This window comes from Rhizobium zaerense, assembly GCF_051810725.1.
Lineage (GTDB): Bacteria > Pseudomonadota > Alphaproteobacteria > Rhizobiales > Rhizobiaceae > Rhizobium > Rhizobium leguminosarum_I.
Genome location: NZ_CM132690.1, coordinates 2008150 through 2023887 on the forward strand (window position 1 = coordinate 2008150; position 15738 = coordinate 2023887).

The 15738-nt window shown below is 60.6% G+C and carries 18 protein-coding genes; 8 read left to right on the top strand and 10 right to left on the bottom strand.

Features of this window, described 5'->3' with window-relative positions; all coding sequences use genetic code 11:
* The 5 genes from ACS4RR_RS09545 (at position 1) to ACS4RR_RS09565 (ending at position 3436) form a co-directional block, all read left to right on the top strand.
* Complete coding sequence (locus ACS4RR_RS09545; protein ID WP_011652922.1) at positions 1-261, top strand: type II toxin-antitoxin system Phd/YefM family antitoxin; 261 nt, start codon at positions 1-3, stop codon at positions 259-261.
* A gap of 2 nt (positions 262-263) precedes the next feature.
* Positions 264-650 (top strand): type II toxin-antitoxin system VapC family toxin, encoded by a 387-nt coding sequence (locus ACS4RR_RS09550; protein WP_260109126.1) that lies wholly within the window; start codon positions 264-266, stop codon positions 648-650.
* Positions 651-847: 197 nt separating this feature from the next.
* Positions 848-1738, top strand: a complete 891-nt coding sequence (locus ACS4RR_RS09555; RefSeq protein WP_312858810.1) for a glycosyltransferase family 8 protein — start codon at positions 848-850, stop codon at positions 1736-1738.
* A gap of 43 nt (positions 1739-1781) precedes the next feature.
* Positions 1782-2651 carry a 3-deoxy-manno-octulosonate cytidylyltransferase gene (locus ACS4RR_RS09560; protein ID WP_260109124.1) on the top strand — a complete coding sequence of 290 codons (870 nt, stop codon included), beginning with the start codon at positions 1782-1784 and terminating at the stop codon, positions 2649-2651.
* A 95-nt stretch (positions 2652-2746) separates the two neighbouring features.
* Positions 2747-3436, top strand: a complete 690-nt coding sequence (locus tag ACS4RR_RS09565; RefSeq protein ID WP_260109123.1) for a glycosyltransferase family protein — start codon at positions 2747-2749, stop codon at positions 3434-3436.
* 40 nt (positions 3437-3476) lie between these two features.
* Here ACS4RR_RS09565 and ACS4RR_RS09570 read toward each other — a convergent pair whose 3' ends face one another.
* Positions 3477-4574, bottom strand: coding sequence for a calcium:cation antiporter (locus ACS4RR_RS09570; protein WP_260109122.1), 1098 nt, complete (start codon positions 4572-4574; stop codon positions 3477-3479).
* 231 nt (positions 4575-4805) lie between these two features.
* On the opposite strand from ACS4RR_RS09570, the gene ACS4RR_RS09575 reads away from it, so the two are divergent.
* Complete coding sequence (locus ACS4RR_RS09575) at positions 4806-5087, top strand: DUF2188 domain-containing protein (RefSeq protein WP_017965291.1); 282 nt, start codon at positions 4806-4808, stop codon at positions 5085-5087.
* Between the two features lie 2 nt (positions 5088-5089).
* Here ACS4RR_RS09575 and ACS4RR_RS09580 read toward each other — a convergent pair whose 3' ends face one another.
* Positions 5090-5605 carry a GrpB family protein gene (locus tag ACS4RR_RS09580; protein ID WP_260296708.1) on the bottom strand — a complete coding sequence of 172 codons (516 nt, stop codon included), beginning with the start codon at positions 5603-5605 and terminating at the stop codon, positions 5090-5092.
* A gap of 104 nt (positions 5606-5709) precedes the next feature.
* On the bottom strand, positions 5710-6609 hold the full coding sequence (locus ACS4RR_RS09585; protein ID WP_017965289.1) for a LysR family transcriptional regulator: 900 nt from the start codon (positions 6607-6609) through the stop codon (positions 5710-5712).
* A 94-nt stretch (positions 6610-6703) separates the two neighbouring features.
* Between ACS4RR_RS09585 and ACS4RR_RS09590 the strand changes: the two genes are divergently transcribed.
* The gene (locus ACS4RR_RS09590) at positions 6704-7726 is read left to right on the top strand and encodes an NAD-dependent epimerase/dehydratase family protein (RefSeq protein ID WP_260109119.1); all 1023 of its coding nucleotides are present in this window, start codon (positions 6704-6706) and stop codon (positions 7724-7726) included.
* Here the strand turns inward: ACS4RR_RS09590 and ACS4RR_RS09595 are convergent.
* The 6 genes from ACS4RR_RS09595 to trxB all read right to left on the bottom strand — a co-directional run bounded on the left by ACS4RR_RS09595 (position 7723) and on the right by trxB (position 13658).
* Positions 7723-8523 carry an aminoglycoside phosphotransferase family protein gene (locus ACS4RR_RS09595; protein ID WP_456190012.1) on the bottom strand — a complete coding sequence of 267 codons (801 nt, stop codon included), beginning with the start codon at positions 8521-8523 and terminating at the stop codon, positions 7723-7725. The two genes, ACS4RR_RS09590 and ACS4RR_RS09595, sit on opposite strands and share 4 nt — an antisense overlap.
* A 75-nt stretch (positions 8524-8598) precedes the next feature.
* Complete coding sequence (locus ACS4RR_RS09600) at positions 8599-9723, bottom strand: alkene reductase (protein WP_456190013.1); 1125 nt, start codon at positions 9721-9723, stop codon at positions 8599-8601.
* Between the two features lie 25 nt (positions 9724-9748).
* Positions 9749-10915, bottom strand: coding sequence for an MFS transporter (locus tag ACS4RR_RS09605; RefSeq protein ID WP_260109116.1), 1167 nt, complete (start codon positions 10913-10915; stop codon positions 9749-9751).
* A gap of 1 nt (position 10916) precedes the next feature.
* On the bottom strand, positions 10917-11210 hold the full coding sequence (locus ACS4RR_RS09610; RefSeq protein WP_011652911.1) for an ArsR/SmtB family transcription factor: 294 nt from the start codon (positions 11208-11210) through the stop codon (positions 10917-10919).
* Between the two features lie 554 nt (positions 11211-11764).
* Positions 11765-12661: a LysR family transcriptional regulator VtlR gene (locus tag ACS4RR_RS09615; protein ID WP_026154247.1), complete on the bottom strand. Its 897-nt coding sequence runs from the start codon at positions 12659-12661 to the stop codon at positions 11765-11767.
* 22 nt (positions 12662-12683) lie between these two features.
* Positions 12684-13658, bottom strand: coding sequence for a thioredoxin-disulfide reductase (trxB, locus tag ACS4RR_RS09620; RefSeq protein ID WP_260296706.1), 975 nt, complete (start codon positions 13656-13658; stop codon positions 12684-12686).
* A gap of 230 nt (positions 13659-13888) precedes the next feature.
* Here trxB and ACS4RR_RS09625 point away from each other — a divergent pair, with 230 nt between their 5' ends.
* Positions 13889-14356 carry an Lrp/AsnC family transcriptional regulator gene (locus tag ACS4RR_RS09625; protein WP_456190014.1) on the top strand — a complete coding sequence of 156 codons (468 nt, stop codon included), beginning with the start codon at positions 13889-13891 and terminating at the stop codon, positions 14354-14356.
* Positions 14357-14388: 32 nt separating this feature from the next.
* On the opposite strand, the gene ACS4RR_RS09630 is transcribed toward ACS4RR_RS09625, so the two are convergent.
* Entirely contained in the window at positions 14389-15735 is a 1347-nt protein-coding gene (locus tag ACS4RR_RS09630) for a sigma-54-dependent transcriptional regulator (RefSeq protein WP_260109113.1), read from the bottom strand.
* Positions 15736-15738: the final 3 nt, after the last annotated feature.

The following is a 15738-nucleotide window of genomic DNA, read 5'->3' on the forward strand; positions in this document are numbered from 1 at the left end:
ATGAAAACCGTCTCGATCCGCGATGCGAAGAACCGCCTGACCGAACTCGCCCGTGAGGTTGAGGAAGGTGAAACCATTGTCGTGACACGCAACGGCCGGCCGGTGTTCGATCTCGTGCCGCATCAAAAACGCGGCGGTTTGAACCTGGAGGCCGGCGAAGCCTATCTTCGTTCCAAGGGTATCACGCGCACGGAGATGTATATCGCCGACGACTTCGACGATCCTTTGCCGGAAGATTTTCTTCTCAAGCCGCTGCCGTGATCATGCGTCTGCTGCTTGACACGCACATGGTGATTGCAGTTGCCCAGAAGAAACTGGCGGAGCGTTTTCCGCGTGCCGAGCAGGTGCTTTCGGACGGTGCCGCCATCGGTTTCGTCAGCGTCGCCAGCCTCTGGGAAATTGCCATCAAGACAAGGCTTGGAAAATTGCAGCCCGGATTGCCGCTCGAGACCATTCCCGTTTATCTCGGGGAGACCGGGCTGACGATCCTGCCCATCGATATCGCGCACGTCATCACCGCCGCCAACCCCGAGCCGGAGACGCGCGATCCCTTCGATCGCTTGCTGCTTGCGCAATGCAAGGTCGAGGGGCTGCAGCTTGCGACAGTGGACCGGCTGCTCGTCGATCATCCATTGGCGCTGCGGCTCTAAGTTCACGTTCCGATTCAATATGCTCCTCATCTGAATCCGCTTTGCCTTGCAAGTCGTTGAAATCCGATTCAAAACGTGACGCAGAGCGACGGTCCGGCGGGTGATCTGCGGTTGCGGGTTGGCATCAAACCAACTAGATATCCGGCATCAAGTTTAAATTGCCGCTTCGGGGGGCTGGGATTTTGCAGCAGAGTGCCGTGATCGTCTGTTCGGATGTCAACATGCTGCCGGCCGCCTGCTGCACCCTGCTTTCGGTCAAGCGCAATCTCTCAGGTTCCACTGTTGAGTTCCTGCTTCTCGGCATCGACCTCAAGTCGAACGAGATCGCCGAGGTCGGAAATTTCGCGCGGCTGCACGACATGGCGATCAGGGTGCTGCCCTACAATACGCCGGATACGGCGCTGCAAGCGCGGGGTCGCTGGTCGGGGGCGACGCTGGCGCGGCTCTACATGGATCTGTACATTCCCGATCATGTCGAGCGGCTGCTCTATCTCGATGCCGATGTGCTTACGGTTGCGCCGGTCGACGATCTCTTCGCGATGGATCTGCAAGGCAAGGCGCTTGCTGCGGTCGACGACTATGTCATGGCCTTTCCCGAGAAGGCCGGGGCGCGGCAGCGCAAGATCGGCATGGGCCATGGCGGCCGCTACTTCAATGCCGGCGTACTGCTGTTCGACTGGTCCGTCTGCCGGGCGAGGGGGCTTTTCGCCAGGACCCGGGAAATCTTCGAGGAGCGGTCGCATCTGTTCGAGAACAATGACCAGGATGCGTTGAACGTCACGTTCGACCGCGACTGGCTGGTGCTCGATCCGCGCTGGAATACACAGACGGGCCTGCTGCCTTTCGTCGATCGGCCGGCCATCTTTCATTTCACCGGCCGGAAAAAGCCGTGGCAGGCCACCGTGCCCTGGGTGCACCGGCGGATGGCCAATCGTTATGCCGAAGATCTTCGCAACACACCCTGGGCGTCTTTCTGCAGGCAACCGTCGATGACGGACCGAGTGGCGGGCTTCCTCTCGCATGTGGGAAAGCAGATCGGCGGGCTGACGCGGCTTGCCCGGATGCGCGCCTATTTCAGCAACAGCTAGTCGGGCGGACCGCGTCGTCCTTGGAAAGTGCATGTGAGCCGATATGGAAGCAATCCCTAGCGATAACAAGGCTACGACCGCTCCGGACGGAGGCTTCAATTTCTTGACGCCGGAAGCGTGGAAGGCGCTGTTGTCGGGCTATTCCCATGTCGTGCTGGTCGCAAACAGCGAGGCGGTCGATCTCGAACGGCTGCGGGGCGAATTGCCTGAGACGGTGCTCTACGTCTTCTTCAACAAGGTCTATAAGGTGCTCGACGAACCCTTCGTCGGCCATTCCATGCTGGTTGCCCGCAGCGACGTAATGGGCGCCCATATCGTCCATCGGCGCGAAGCGGCGGATGTCTTGCGCTTCTTTGGCGGCGACGATTTCCTCGGCGTCGTCAACATCCGGGTCTCCGTCGAGGAAAATCTCAGCGAAAAGAGCTGCTTCGAAGGCGCTGAGGCCCGTCACCTTGATCTGACACAAATGCTCGCCGATCTCTATCCGATCGGCAAGATCGCGACGAGCGGCTTTGCGGTAGCGCTGTGGCTCGCCGATCTGCAGCTGCCGGGCAATATCCTGCTTGCCGGCTTTTCGGCGAAGCGGAGCGAGAAGTGGAAGGTGTTCGACGTGCACGATTGGACGTTCGAGCAGATCTTCCTGCGTCTCTTTGCGCGCATGGGGTCGATCTCCATGGTGGGCGGCGTCGATGCCAGCCCCTATTCGGCGCTCGCCAAACGGTTTCCTGAGGTGCCGCCGGTCGAGATCGCGATGACTGCGGCCGAGGTCTTGTCGGAGCGGCTCGACAATACGAACAGCCAGATCGACAGGCTGATGTCCGTCACCAAATTCATCCGCGCCGTCGACAATTTCTTTCGGCGGTTCAAACCGAAAACCCGCAAGCAGCGTTTTCTCGATAAGTCGAAGGGATGACTGTCGCAGGCCTTTGCTTACAGGCGTGGGTGGCCAAAAACGCTGTTTCCGATACCAATCAATTCATCTCTCTATACTGGCGATCGAGGTGGACAATGGAACAACAGAACGTCCGAATTTTCGTGGGATTCGATCCCAAGGAAGTGGTTGCCTACCACGTTCTCGTGCAGAGCATCATCGAGAAGTCGTCGATCCCGGTCGAGTTCTCGCCCATTGCGCTCTCCAATCTTGGCGGGATTTTCACCCGCCAGCGCAACGCGCTGCAATCCACGGAGTTCTCCTTCTCGCGTTTCCTGACGCCCTATCTGAGCGGTTACGAGGGCTGGAGCATCTTCATGGATTGCGACATGCTGATGCGTGCCGATATCGCCGAGCTTTGGGCATTGCGCGACGAGCGTTACGCCGTCATGTGCGTCAAACATGATTACCAGCCGAAGATCGACACCAAGTTCCTCGGGCAGGCACAGACCAAGTACGAAAAGAAGAACTGGTCGAGCTTCATCCTCTTCAACAATGACGAATGCCGCGCACTGACGCCCGACTACGTCAATACCGCGACCGGGCTGCAACTGCATCAGTTCAAATGGCTGGAGAATGAAGAGCTCATCGGCGAATTGCCGGTGACGTGGAATTACCTCGTCAATGAATACAACTACCGCGAAGACGCCAAGAACGTCCATTTCACCGATGGCGGGCCGTATTTCGAGGAATACAAGAACGACGATTACGCCGAGGAATGGTTCGCAGCCCGCGAACGCCTGCTCTTTGCCCAACAGCCCGCCTAAACAGCCTGTTCTTGCCCTTCCCCCGCGGGGGCGGGAGCCTTCAGAGCCCCAGCGCCGTCAGCATGACGAAGGTGGCGAAGAGGATGAAATGCGTCATGCCCTCGATAGCGTTGGTCTCGCCGTCGTTGAGGTTGATCGCGGCGGCAATCAGCGTGACCGCCACCATCACCGTCTGCACCGGGGTCATCGCCATGATGAAGGGCTGGCCGGTATAGAGCGCGATCGCTTCCATCACGGGCACGGTCAAGATGACCGTCGACAGCGAGGCGCCCATGGCGATGTTGACCGTCGCCTGCATGCGGTTCCTGAGTGCCGCCCTTAATGCGGTCAGGATCTCGGGTGCGGCCGAAATCGCTGCGACGACCACGGCGGTCACGGCGATCGGCGCGCCGCTATCGCGCAGGCCTTCGGTCATGAAGGCCGCCATGAACTCCGCCAGCAGGCCGATAATGACGACGCCGACGAGAATGGTGGCGATCGAGATCGCGGCCGACTCGTCGGCGCCATGCTCGTCGGGGCTTTCCTTCTTTCGTTCGGAGCGCGGGTAACTGTAGCTGAAGAAATAGCTGTGCTGGCCAACCTGCATGCGCAGGAAGAGGCCGTAAAGCGCGATCATCGCGGCGATGGTGAAGGCGGAATAATAGTGCCATTTGTCGCTGGGCACGAATTCCGGCACAATCATCGAGATGCCCATCGCGGTGAGGATCATCACGCCGTAGGTCTTGCCGGAATTGTCGTTATAGGGCTGTTCGCCGTGCTTGAGGCCGCCGAGCAGAGCGGCCAAGCCGAGAATGCCGTTGATATCGAGCATCAGGGCCGAATAGATCGTGTCGCGCACCAGCGTCGGCGAGCTTTCGCCACTCATCATGATGGCGAGGATGATGACTTCGACGGCAACGGCCGAGAGCGTCAGGATCATCGTGCCGTAGGGATCGCCGACCTTGACGGCGAGCAGCTCGGCATGATGGGCAACGCGGATCGAGGCGAGCACGATGGTGCCGACCAGGGCAGCGGCGGCAATCAGCGCGACGCCGCGCCCCATCTCGATCACTGCGTGTTCCAAGAGATAGGCGATCGCTGCAACGACAAGTGCGGCGACCAGAAACTTTTCCTCTTTAAGGCGTGACGCGATCCCCAAGCCTCTGCTCCTGTTCAGATTCATACATTTTATTTAAGTCCCTGATTTCGCCTATCAAGAAAGCCGCGGTCGAGTGCCATTTGCAGTCTTCGGCGTTTAATGGAATACTGAATGTCATCGGGGCCGGAAAGCAGATCGCGGCGTCCTCGAATTCTCGTCAAGCGGCCGCGATGATCCGGATCCTGTCCGGAAGCATGCGAATGCGCAACAAGAAGATGAGGAGACGAATGCATGATCAAGGTGGTCTACGAAGTCGTGCCGCATGACGGCGGCTGGGCCTACAGGCTGGGAGGTGTCTATTCCGAGGCATTCCCGACCCATGCCGAGGCGCTCGAAGCTGCACGCATCGTCGCGGCCGAACAGCAGGTCGGCGGCGATTCCGCCGAGATCAGTTGGCAGGACGAGAACGGCAAATGGCATGAGGAATATGCCGAGGGCGGCGATCGGCCGGAAACCGAGGTGGTGGACGGCTTGTGGAAGGACCGTACAGCCGAAGCCTCGCAAGGCATCTGAAGCTAACCATCGCCCGTCAATGCCCGCGCGACGATCGTATCGACGAATTCGCGCTTATGCGCAGTATAGCGGTCGCCGTCCATCCTGAATTCGACTGCCAGGCTGCGTTTGAGCGCGGCATAATCGGCCGCCGCTTGCGGATGCGCGATGAGATAATCCCGGAAAGCCAGTCTGTTTCGATGCGTGCCGTTGCCGGAAGGGCAAAGGTAGACCCGTTCTGCCGGCACCGAACCTCTCGATAAAAACGCCCAGACATCGTCGTCATAGCGGTTGCCGCGCGGCTCATAGCCTTCGGCCAGAAGCACGCGTGTGGCGTCCTCGATATGCTCGAGGCCGGGAAGAACGATGTCGAGGTCGATAAGCGGCTTGGCCATCATGCCCGGTATGGACGTGCTGCCGATGTGATCGATGGCGAGCGCCTGCGGCAGCAAGGTTAGAAGCTTGCCGCGGATACGCTGAAAGGCTTGCGGCCATCGCGGATCGCAGGGCACGAGTTCAACCGCATGGTGCTTTGTCATTTGCATCCCGCCGGGGTGCGCGTCCGATAAGACGCGTTAAGGAGGTTCTATTGCTTCGAAATTTGCGCATGATTCTTTGCGAAAATCGATTCTGATTTTTGCGATTATGCGCTGGTCGAATATCGGAGATAGTCCTGAAGCCCCTTGACCAATACGTCAAAGGTAGCGCGGCAGCGCGGCGAAGACTTCAGGCTCTCATGCATCGCCACCCACGTGCCGAGCGGTAGGCTGAAGGCATCAGGCAGGATGTGAACCAAGTCGGGATTTTCGCGCGCGAGTCCTGTCTGGCAGATGCCGATGCCAACGCCGGCACGGATCGCCGAAAGCTGGGCGAGGTTGTTGTCGGAGCGGAAGGAGAATTCGATGCCAGGCACCGCATAGCGTTTCATCACCATACGGACATAGGCCGTCTGCCGGTCGAAGCCGATGAGGCGGTGGTTTGCGAGGTCAGCCAAGGTTTGCGGAATGCCGTATCGTTCGAGATAGCGGCGATGGGCGTGAAAGCCGAGCGGGATATCGCCGATGCGGCGCACGACGAGTGCAGTCTGCTGCGGCTCGGCCATGCGCACGGCGATATCGGCCTCGCGGTTCACCAGGTCCTCGATCGTATCGGATGCCGAGAGCTCGATCTGCAATTCGGGATAGGTTTCCTGCAGCGGTCCGAGAATTCCGGGCAGCACTTCGACGGCGATGACCTCACTGGCGCTGATCCTGACCGTTCCAGCCACGCGCTCGCGCTGGCCGGATGCGGTGCGTAAAAGGGCGGCCGTGGTTGCCGCCAGCGTCTCGGCGTAAGGCCTCAGCGCCAGTGCGGCGTCGGTTGGCAGCAGCCCATTCGGCGAGCGGGTGAAGAGTTCGGCGCCGATCGCTAGTTCCAGTGCGTCGACATGGCGGCCTATGGTCGGCTGGGTCAGCCCCAGTTCGCGGGCGGCGGCCGACAACGATCCCTGTTGGAGCACGGTCAGGAAACTGCGGTAGAAATCCCAGCTCGGTTCGGAGTTCATGTATTTTCGTATAGCAGATGCACTTCTTTCGTCAATTTCGTTTATCTCGCTCTGATGGCATGATCCTCTCATCCAATCGAAGGAGATGATTGTCATGAATAGCGAAATGAAAACGACGGCCCTCGTTCTCGGCGCCACCGGCGGTATCGGCGGCGCGGTTGCCCGCAGGCTGCTTGCGCGCGGCTGGCGCATCCGGGCGCTCAATCGTGATGCCGCCAAGGTGTCGAGGAACGAGCCAGCCTTCGACTGGATGCAGGGCGATGCGATGAATGCCGGCGACGTCCTGAAGGCGGCTGAAGGCGTCGGCCTTATCGTCCATGCCGTCAACCCACCCGGCTACCGCGACTGGGAAACGCTGGTGCTGCCGATGCTCGACAATACCATCGCCGCTGCTCGCGCCGTCGGCGCGCGAATCGTGCTGCCGGGCAACATCTATAATTTTGGTCCCGATGCCCTGCCGACGCCGACGGAAGAAAGCCCGCAGCATCCGACGACGAAGAAGGGGGCGATCCGCGTCGAAATGGAGGAGCGGCTGAAGGCGGCCTCGCAGTCCGGCGCCGGCGCCATCATCGTCAGGGCAGGGGATTTCTTCGGTCCAGGCACGACGGCCAACAGCTGGTTTTCGTCCGGTCTCGTGACCCCAGGCAAGCCCGTCGCCACGATCAGGAACCCGGGTCGGCGAGGCATCGGTCATCAATGGGCCTACCTGCCAGACATGGCGGAAACCATCGCCCAGCTCATCGAGCGGGCCGATCGGCTGCCGCCTTTCTCCGTCTATCACATGGAGGGCTTTTGGGATGCGGACGGCATGCAGATGGCCGAAGCAATCAAGCGCGTCGCCGGCGGCAAAGCAAAGATCGGCGGCTTTCCCTGGTGGATCGTGCCGCTGGCGGCGCCCTTCGTTCCGGTGATGCGGGAGATCAAGGAGATGCGTTATCTCTGGAAGCTGCCGGTGCGGATGCGGAACACCAGGCTTGTGGCCGAACTCGGCAAGGAGCCGCAGACGCCGATCGACGAAGCGGTCAGGACTTCGCTCGTGGCACTTGGCTGCCTGCCCGATTCGCACCATCAAGCCGCGGCAGACCTTATCGGGCAGCCGTCGCAGAACGCGGGTTAGCTCTCGAGTTCGGCCAGCGCGATCCGGGCGACCGTCAGGGCGGTTTCTGCCTGCTGAATATTCGGATCACCGAGGAACCAGGCGGCGGAAAGGCCGGAATAGGCGGCGATCCATTGGAGCAGCCGCTTCGGTTCCAGCTTCGCGTCCGTTGAGACGATGTCGAGCTGGCGGCGGAAACGGGCAGGATCGGTGATCGTTGGCAGTTCTTCGTTGGCGAAGATATTGGCGAAATCGAAGCCGCGCTCGCCGTACAGCCGCTTCGGATCGATCGCCAGCCAGCCGCGCGCCTCGAAATCGAGAATGTTGCCGTGATGGATGTCGCCGTGGAGGATGGTGACATCACGCTGATCGGCAAGGAGGACGTTGGCGATCGCCGAGCAATCGGCAAACGTGCCGCCATGCTTGCCCGCTGCCGGTTCCAGATCCCGAAACCAGCGGGTGAGAGGGATGGGATCGGGAGGTGGTTTTTCGCGCGGCGCATGCAGCCGTGCCGCCGTGCCGCAGAGGATGCGGCTTGCCTCATCGTCCTCGCCGTTCATTGCCATGGCAAGCAGCGAGCGTTTTCCCGTCGCCCGTTCCAGCAGCACGGCGTCGCCCTCATGGGCGTAGACATAGGCTGCGCCGTCACCGTCCCACCACTGCATCAGAAGAGCGCCGTATCGTTCGTCGATATCTGTCGCGACTTTCAGCATGGCGGGCTTATCCCGCCAGAGGACCGGGAGCAGGCGGCTTGAATGGGTGATGATGGGCTCGCCGTCTGATATTAGCGACCAGCGGTCAAGATAGGGAGCGAACATGGCGGCACCCTACAAAAACCCGTCGAAAATGGAAATCCCGCCTTTCGGCGGGATTCGCGTTCGCGTGTGAAAGCTTCAAGCGACCTTTTCGAGGATGGGATAGTCGATATAGCCCTTGCCGGTGCCGCCGTAGAAGGTCGACTGGTCGGGCGTGTTGAGCGGCAGATTGTGTTCCAGGCGCTCGACGAGATCGGGATTGGCGATGAAGGGCTTACCGAAGGCGACGAGATCGGCGCGGCCGCTTTCGACGGCGTCGATCGCCAGATCGCGATCGTAGCCATTGTTGACCATCCAGTCGGCCTTGCCGCCGGCCTCTTCATAAGTCTGGCGCAGCGCCTTGTAATCGAAGGAGGGATTGTCGCCCTGCTTGTAGTCGCGGTCGCCGCCGGTCTGACCTTCGATGACATGGATATAAGCGAAATCGTATTTGGCCAGGCCTTCGACGACATGGGTGAAGGTCGCCTGCGGATTGGAATCGTAGCTTTCGCCTGACGGCGTCACCGGCGAGATCCGGATCGCCGTGCGGCCCGCGCCGATTTCCTTCACCACGGCGTCGACGACTTCGAAGGTCAGGCGGGTGCGGTTTTCGATCGAGCCGCCATATGCATCAGTACGGTCATTGATACCGTCGCGGATGAAGTGGTCGAGCAGGTAGCCGTTGGCGCCGTGGATCTCGACACCGTCGAAGCCGGCGTCGATCGCCGCACGGGCAGCCTTGCGGTAATCCTCGATGATGCCGGGGATTTCGGCGGTATCGAGCGCGCGCGGCTCGGAGGTGTCGGCAAAGCTGCCGGTGCCGTCGGCATTGACCAGGTAGGTTTTGGCTTTGGCAATGCGATTGGTCGCGGAAACTGGCTTGCCATCGTTCGGCTGCAGCGTCGTGTGCGAGATGCGGCCGACATGCCACATCTGGACGACGATCTTGCCACCGGCTGCGTGAACGGCGTCGGTGACGCGCTTCCAGCCGTCGAGAGCCTCTTTGCTGTAGAGACCAGGCACGTTGGCATATCCCTGGCCCTGATGGGTGATCGCGGTTGCTTCGGTGATGATCAGGCCTGCTGTGGCGCGCTGGCGGTAGTATTCGACGTTGAGGTCGTTAGGAACTGCGCCCGGCGAGCGGTTGCGGGTGAGCGGCGCCATGACGACGCGGTTCTTGACTGATATGTCGCCGACTTTCGCGGGTTCGAAAAGCTTGGCCATGATGGTCCTTTCTTTTGCGGGAGGATCACTCGGCAGGGGCGAGGGCGGCCCGGCCCCTGGCGGAGAGATAGGTGAGCGCCGTCGCGCCGAGGCCGATCAGGGCCATCAAGGCTGCGGCGAGCGGAACGCGGGTGAGATCGAAGCCGGCGTCGATGACGAGGCCGCCCACCCAGGCGCCGAGCGCATTTCCGGTGTTGAAGGCGCCGATGTTGATCGTGGAGACGAGATTCGGCGCATCCTTGCCGTAGCCGACGACGCCGACCTGAAGCGCCGGCACGGCGGCAAAGCTTGCCATCGCCCAAAGGAAGAGGGTGATTTCGGCCGGGATGAAGAAGCGGCTCGTATAGCTGAAGGCGATCGAAGTGATGGCGATCGCGGCGAAGACGCCGGCAAGCGTTGCGCCGAGCCGCCAATCGGCAAGCTTGCCGCCGACGAGGTTGCCGATGGTCAGCCCAAGGCCGATCAGGAACAGCGTCCAGGTGACGCCTTCCGGCGACACGCCGGTGATGTCGCGTAGCAGCGGCGCGATATAGGTGAAGAGGGCGAACATAGAGGCGGCGAAGAAAACGGTGGTGGAGAGCGCCAGCCACAGGCGGCCATTCCGCAGGGCTGCGATCTCACGCAGAATGCTGCCGTTTTCTTGCTGCCTATCCTTGGGCAGGATGACGATCAGGCCTGATATGGTGACGATGCCGATGACAGTGACGATGACAAAGGTGGCGCGCCAGCCATAGGCTTGGCCGATCGCGGTGCCGAGCGGCACGCCGAGAACATTGGCAAGCGTCAGGCCGGTAAACATCAGCGCGACGGCGCGGGCCTTTCGGTCTTCGGCAACGAGGCCGGCGGCGACCACCGAGCCGATGCCGAAGAAGGCGCCGTGGCAAAGTGCCGTCACGACACGGGCGATCATCAGCACCCAATAGTCGCTCGCCAGTGCGCAAAGCAGGTTGCCGGCGATGAAGAAGGCCATCAGCGCAATCAGGGCGGTGCGGCGCTTCAGCTTCGCGGTCGAAATCGCCATCACAGGTGCCCCGATCGCGACCGCAAGGGCATAACCGGTCACCAGCCATCCGGCCTGCGGGATGCTGACCGAGAGATCGGCGGCAACCTCCGGCAACAGACCCATGATGACGAATTCGGTGGTGCCTATCGCAAACGAGCTCAAGGCAAGAACGAGGAGGGCGAGAGGCATTCTAGAGGTCCTGCGTCAGCTGCTTGAGGAAGGCGGCGATGGTTTCTTCGTTGCGCTTGTAAAAGATCCACTGGCCGACGCGTTTGGTGGTGACGAGGCCGGCGCGATGCAGCGTGCCGAGATGGGCCGAGACCGTCGACTGCGACAGGCCGCAGCGCTCGAACTGGCTGGCGCAGACGCCCATTTCAAAAGGATGCTCCTGCGAGGGGAAATGCTCCTCGGGATTTTTCAGCCAGTTCAGAATGTCCATCCGGGTCGGATGGGCGAGCGCCTTGATAATTTCGTCTTTATCCATCGTGGTTCGCCGAATTATAAATCGTTTCTGACCGATATATCAATCGTCTGACTTCGATATGCAAATCACGGAGGCGTGAGGCGTTGAGTTTTATTGAATGAGCAAATTTTGGGCAAAAAAAGAGGGCCACTGGAAAACCAGGGCCCTTATAATTGTGAAGGTCAAAAAACCTCCAGAGGGGAACAGCTAATGCGGTGGTACTGGGAGAGAAACCACAAGGTGCATCAGCTGAGGTCGATATGGTGCTTCCTTGAGCAGGTTTCAATGCTTTTTTGTGCATGTCTGCTATGCGCCGCACAAATTTTTTGCGGTGCGGCATTTCGTTGAGGAAGAAAGGCAAAAAAAGAGGGCCACTGGAAAACCAGGGCCCTTATAAGTGTGAAGGTCAAAAACCTCCAGAGGGGAACAGCTAATGCGGTGGAACTGGGAGGAAAAGCCACCATGTGCATCAGCTATGTGCGATATGGTGGTTTAATGGGCAAACGGCAACCCTCATTTGTGCATGCCAGTCATGCGTGTTCTGCATAGTCGGCAATTCTTCAATAAAACCAAGCTTAAAAGTTCCAGTTTCTGGCCTTGCTGACGATGAAATCGCGGAAGGCCTTCAGCTTGGCGGCGTTCTTGATCTCGTCGGGATAGCAGAAATACGTGTCGAAGGAAGGGACGTCGGCGTTGATCGCCAGTTGAATCAGGCCTGGGTCGCGGCCGACGATGTAATCCGGCAGGCAGGCGACGCCAATGCCGAGCAGGGCAGCGCGTTTGATCGAGGTCTGGCTGTTGATCTGCAGATGCGGAATACGCTTGTTGTCGGACGAGCGACCGGCGACCTCAAGCCAGTTGACGTCGAGCAGGTAGCTTGGCGCCGGCTCGCCGAAGGTGATGATGCGGTGACTGTCGAGATCCTCGACCTTTTGCGGCTCGCCATGACGATTGATGTAGGACGGGGCCGCATAGACGTGCATGTGCACGGTGAAGAGTTTGCGCTGGATGAGGTCGGATTGCTGCGGCTGGCGCAGGCGGATGGCGCAGTCGGCATGACGCATGTTCACATCCACTTCCTCGTTGTCGAGGATCAGCTGGATCTGCACATCGGGATAAAGCTGCAGGAATTCCTGGATCTTGTCGGTCAGCCAGCCCTGGCCGAGGCCGACCGTCGTCGTGACGCGCAGCTTGCCGGATGGCGTCTCGGTCGTCTCGGTGAGCTGCATCTTCACGGTTTCGAGCTTCAGCAGCACGTCATGGGCGGTGCGGTAAAGCAACTCGCCTTGTTCCGTCAGAATCAAGCCGCGTGCATGGCGGTGAAACAGCTTGGTGCCGACATCCTGCTCCAGGGCGCTGACCTGGCGGCTGATGGCGGATTGGGACAGATGCAGTTTATCCGCCGCATGCGTGAACGAACCCGCCTCGGCAGCTGCGTGAAAAATACGCAGCTTGTCCCAATCCAATGGCATTCCCCCACCCCTCATGCCGATCTTACTCCGCGGCCACGGCGACGGGCATGTGGCCCGTCAAGTATCGCTCGGCTTCAAGTGCAGCCATGCACCCCAAGCCGGCGGCAGTGATCGCCTGGCGGAATGTGTCATCCGTCACGTCGCCTGCTGCATAGACCCCCTCCAGGCTGGTCGCGGTCGAATCCGGCGCAGTCCAGAGATAACCATTGTCCTTCAGCTTCAGCTTGTCTTTGAAGAGCTCGGTTGCCGGCGCATGGCCGATCGCGACGAAGACGCCATCGATCGCCACTTCGGTGATCGTGCCGGTTCTGACATCGCGCAGGCGCGCGCCGGATACGGATTGCGGCATCGGCGGCTTGGCCGGCGTGCCGGTAATCTCGCCCACTTCGGTATTCCACAGCACCTTGACATTGTCCTTGGAGAACAGGCGTTCCTGCAGAATCTTCTCGGCTCGGAAGAAGTCGCGGCGGTGCACTAATGTCACCGACTTGGCGATGTTGGAGAGATAGAGCGCCTCCTCGACGGCGCTGTTGCCGCCGCCAACCACAATCACATCCTTGTTGCGATAGAAGAAACCGTCGCAGGTGGCGCAGGCCGAAACGCCAAAGCCCTGGAAATGCTGCTCGCTCTCGATGCCGAGCCATTTGGCCTTGGCGCCGGTGGCAATGATCAGCGTATCGGCGGTCCAGACCTGGCCGCTGTCGGTGCGGGCGACGAAAGGACGCTGGTTCATGTCGACTTCGGTCACGAGGTCGTTGACGATCTCGGCGCCGACATGTTTTGCCTGCTGCAGCATCTGTTCCATCAACCAGGGACCTTGGATCGGATCGGCAAAGCCCGGATAGTTTTCGACATCAGTGGTGATCATCAGCTGGCCGCCCTGTTCGAGACCGGCGATCAAAACCGGTTTCAGCATGGCGCGCGCGGCATAGACCGCGGCGGTATAGCCTGCGGGTCCGGAACCGATGATGAGCACCTTGGTATGGCGGGCGGGCATGTCATTTCCTTTCGACTGGCAGGAGGGCGGCGGCTAATGAGCGATTGCGGCCGTTTCGCGGTCCTGCGCCATTTATGAACGTCCAATGCTTTTATTCAAGGGCAGCCTTGCGTTACCAACAAGGCAAATCGCCCAGATGTGCAAGAATCCGTCATCGGCGTGAAACTTTCTTGCGTATTCCGCGGCTTTATATAGAAGCTCGCCGCGGAGAATTAAAGAAAGGCAATGATGTGGGTCGTGCGGAACTCGACGTCATCGATATAAAGATACTCCGGGAGCTGCAGGCCGACGGCCGCATGACCAATGTGGAGCTTGCCGATCGCGTCGGCATCTCGGCGCCGCCGTGCCTGCGCCGGGTGCGCAAGCTCGAGGAAGCCGGCATCATCGAGAGCTATCACGCGATGCTGAATAGCCCGAAGCTCGGATCTGACCTCGTCGCTTTTTGCATGGTGGGCCTCAAGCATCAGTCGGAAGGCAATCTCAAGGCGTTTGCCGCCGCCACCGCCGAATGGCCGCTGGTGCGCCAGGCCTGGATGGTCTCCGGCGACAGCGATTTCCTGCTGCATTGCGTGGCGGAGAACCTCACCCGCTTTCAGGATTTTGTCATCGAGGTGCTGACGGCGAACGAACATGTCGATACCGTGCGCACCATGCTGACGATCCGGCAGGTGAAGAAGCTGGGACTGGTGGAAGTCTAACGCCACCTCGGCAGATCAAACATCATCGACAACTACTTGCGCGAGATATAGCCGCCCCGGTTGATGCCGTGGCGCTGGAGTTTGTCGTAAAACGTCTTTCTCGGAATGCCGAGCGCCTCGATGGTGCGGCGGACGTCGCCGTCATTGGCCGACAGCGCGTCGCGAATGATCTCCGCCTCGTAGCGCTCCAGCCGTTCGGGAAGCGTCGCATCCGTCGGCTGCGGAGGGACCGCTGCCGTTCCACCGCCTTCCACGCCAAGCACGACGCGTTCGGCATAATGCGAGAGTTCGCGGACATTCCCCGGCCATGTGTGCGAGGCGAGATGCTGCCGCACATCCGGGGAAAGCGGCGGGACATCGCGACGGAAACGCTCCGCGGCGCGAGCGGCGAAGTGGGAAAACAGCAGCGGAATGTCGTCGCGGCGTTCTCTCAGCGGCGGAATGGAGATCGTCACGACGTTCAGCCTGTAATAGAGATCCTCGCGAAAATCGCCGCGCACCGAAGGATCCCCGAGGTCGATCTTGGCGGCCGCGACGACGCGAAGATCGACCGGACGCACCTCATTGGTGCCGAGCGGCGTGATCTCGCGCATCTCCAGCACCCTCAGCATCTTGACCTGGGTGGCGGCCGGCATGCTTTCGATCTCGTCGAGGAACAGCGTGCCGCCGCTCGCATGTTCGATGCGGCCCGTGCGGCGCTTCTGGGCGCCGGTAAAGGCGCCGGCCTCGTGGCCGAACAGTTCGCTTTCGATGACGGTTTCGGGCAGGGCGCCACAATTCAGCGCCACGAAATTGCCCTTCCGGCGGTGGCTCCACTGATGCAGGATCTGGGCTACCACTTCCTTGCCGCTGCCCGTTTCGCCTGCGACAAGCACGTCCACATCGGTATCGGCGATGTGGCGAAGGATGTTTCTAAGATTTTCCATGACAGGCGTCTGGCCGATCAGCGGCAAATTCTCCTGCGCATCTTCGGCTGCTTTCCGCAGCATGCGGTTTTCCAGAACAAGCCGCCGCTTCTCGCTTGCGCGACGCACGCTCTGGACGAGCCGATCGGCTGCGAAGGGCTTGGCGATGAAATCATAGGCGCCGTCCTGGATCGCCTGAACGGCCATGGGAATATCACCGTGGCCGGTCATCAGGATTACCGGCAGGTCGGCATCGACGCTCTGGAGCGTGGCGAAGAGTTGCAGTCCGTCGATCTCCGGCATGCGGATATCGGTGACGACGGGGCCAGCAAAGTCCGCCGACAGATCCGCCAGCGCGGCTTTCGCGCCATCATAGGCGGAAACGGAAAATCCTGCGAGTTCGAGCGTCTGCGCGGTGGCGCGGCGCAGGTCCTCGTCGTCGTCGATCAGCGCAACAGGGGTCGGCGTTTCCATGAT

Excerpts from the sequence above, each read along its gene's own strand:
- ACS4RR_RS09545 (WP_011652922.1), top strand. The coding sequence starts at position 1 with ATGAAAACCGTCTCGATCCGCGATGCGAAGAACCGCCTGACCGAACTC.
- ACS4RR_RS09550 (WP_260109126.1), top strand. The coding sequence starts at position 264 with ATGCGTCTGCTGCTTGACACGCACATGGTGATTGCAGTTGCCCAGAAG.
- ACS4RR_RS09560 (WP_260109124.1), top strand. The coding sequence starts at position 1,782 with ATGGAAGCAATCCCTAGCGATAACAAGGCTACGACCGCTCCGGACGGA.
- ACS4RR_RS09565 (WP_260109123.1), top strand. The coding sequence starts at position 2,747 with ATGGAACAACAGAACGTCCGAATTTTCGTGGGATTCGATCCCAAGGAA.
- ACS4RR_RS09575 (WP_017965291.1), top strand. The coding sequence starts at position 4,806 with ATGATCAAGGTGGTCTACGAAGTCGTGCCGCATGACGGCGGCTGGGCC.
- ACS4RR_RS09580 (WP_260296708.1), bottom strand. The coding sequence starts at position 5,605 with ATGACAAAGCACCATGCGGTTGAACTCGTGCCCTGCGATCCGCGATGG.
- ACS4RR_RS09585 (WP_017965289.1), bottom strand. The coding sequence starts at position 6,609 with ATGAACTCCGAACCGAGCTGGGATTTCTACCGCAGTTTCCTGACCGTG.
- ACS4RR_RS09590 (WP_260109119.1), top strand. The coding sequence starts at position 6,704 with ATGAATAGCGAAATGAAAACGACGGCCCTCGTTCTCGGCGCCACCGGC.
- ACS4RR_RS09595 (WP_456190012.1), bottom strand. The coding sequence starts at position 8,523 with ATGTTCGCTCCCTATCTTGACCGCTGGTCGCTAATATCAGACGGCGAG.
- ACS4RR_RS09600 (WP_456190013.1), bottom strand. The coding sequence starts at position 9,723 with ATGGCCAAGCTTTTCGAACCCGCGAAAGTCGGCGACATATCAGTCAAG.
- ACS4RR_RS09605 (WP_260109116.1), bottom strand. The coding sequence starts at position 10,915 with ATGCCTCTCGCCCTCCTCGTTCTTGCCTTGAGCTCGTTTGCGATAGGC.
- ACS4RR_RS09610 (WP_011652911.1), bottom strand. The coding sequence starts at position 11,210 with ATGGATAAAGACGAAATTATCAAGGCGCTCGCCCATCCGACCCGGATG.
- ACS4RR_RS09615 (WP_026154247.1), bottom strand. The coding sequence starts at position 12,661 with ATGCCATTGGATTGGGACAAGCTGCGTATTTTTCACGCAGCTGCCGAG.
- trxB (WP_260296706.1), bottom strand. The coding sequence starts at position 13,658 with ATGCCCGCCCGCCATACCAAGGTGCTCATCATCGGTTCCGGACCCGCA.
- ACS4RR_RS09630 (WP_260109113.1), bottom strand. The coding sequence starts at position 15,735 with ATGGAAACGCCGACCCCTGTTGCGCTGATCGACGACGACGAGGACCTG.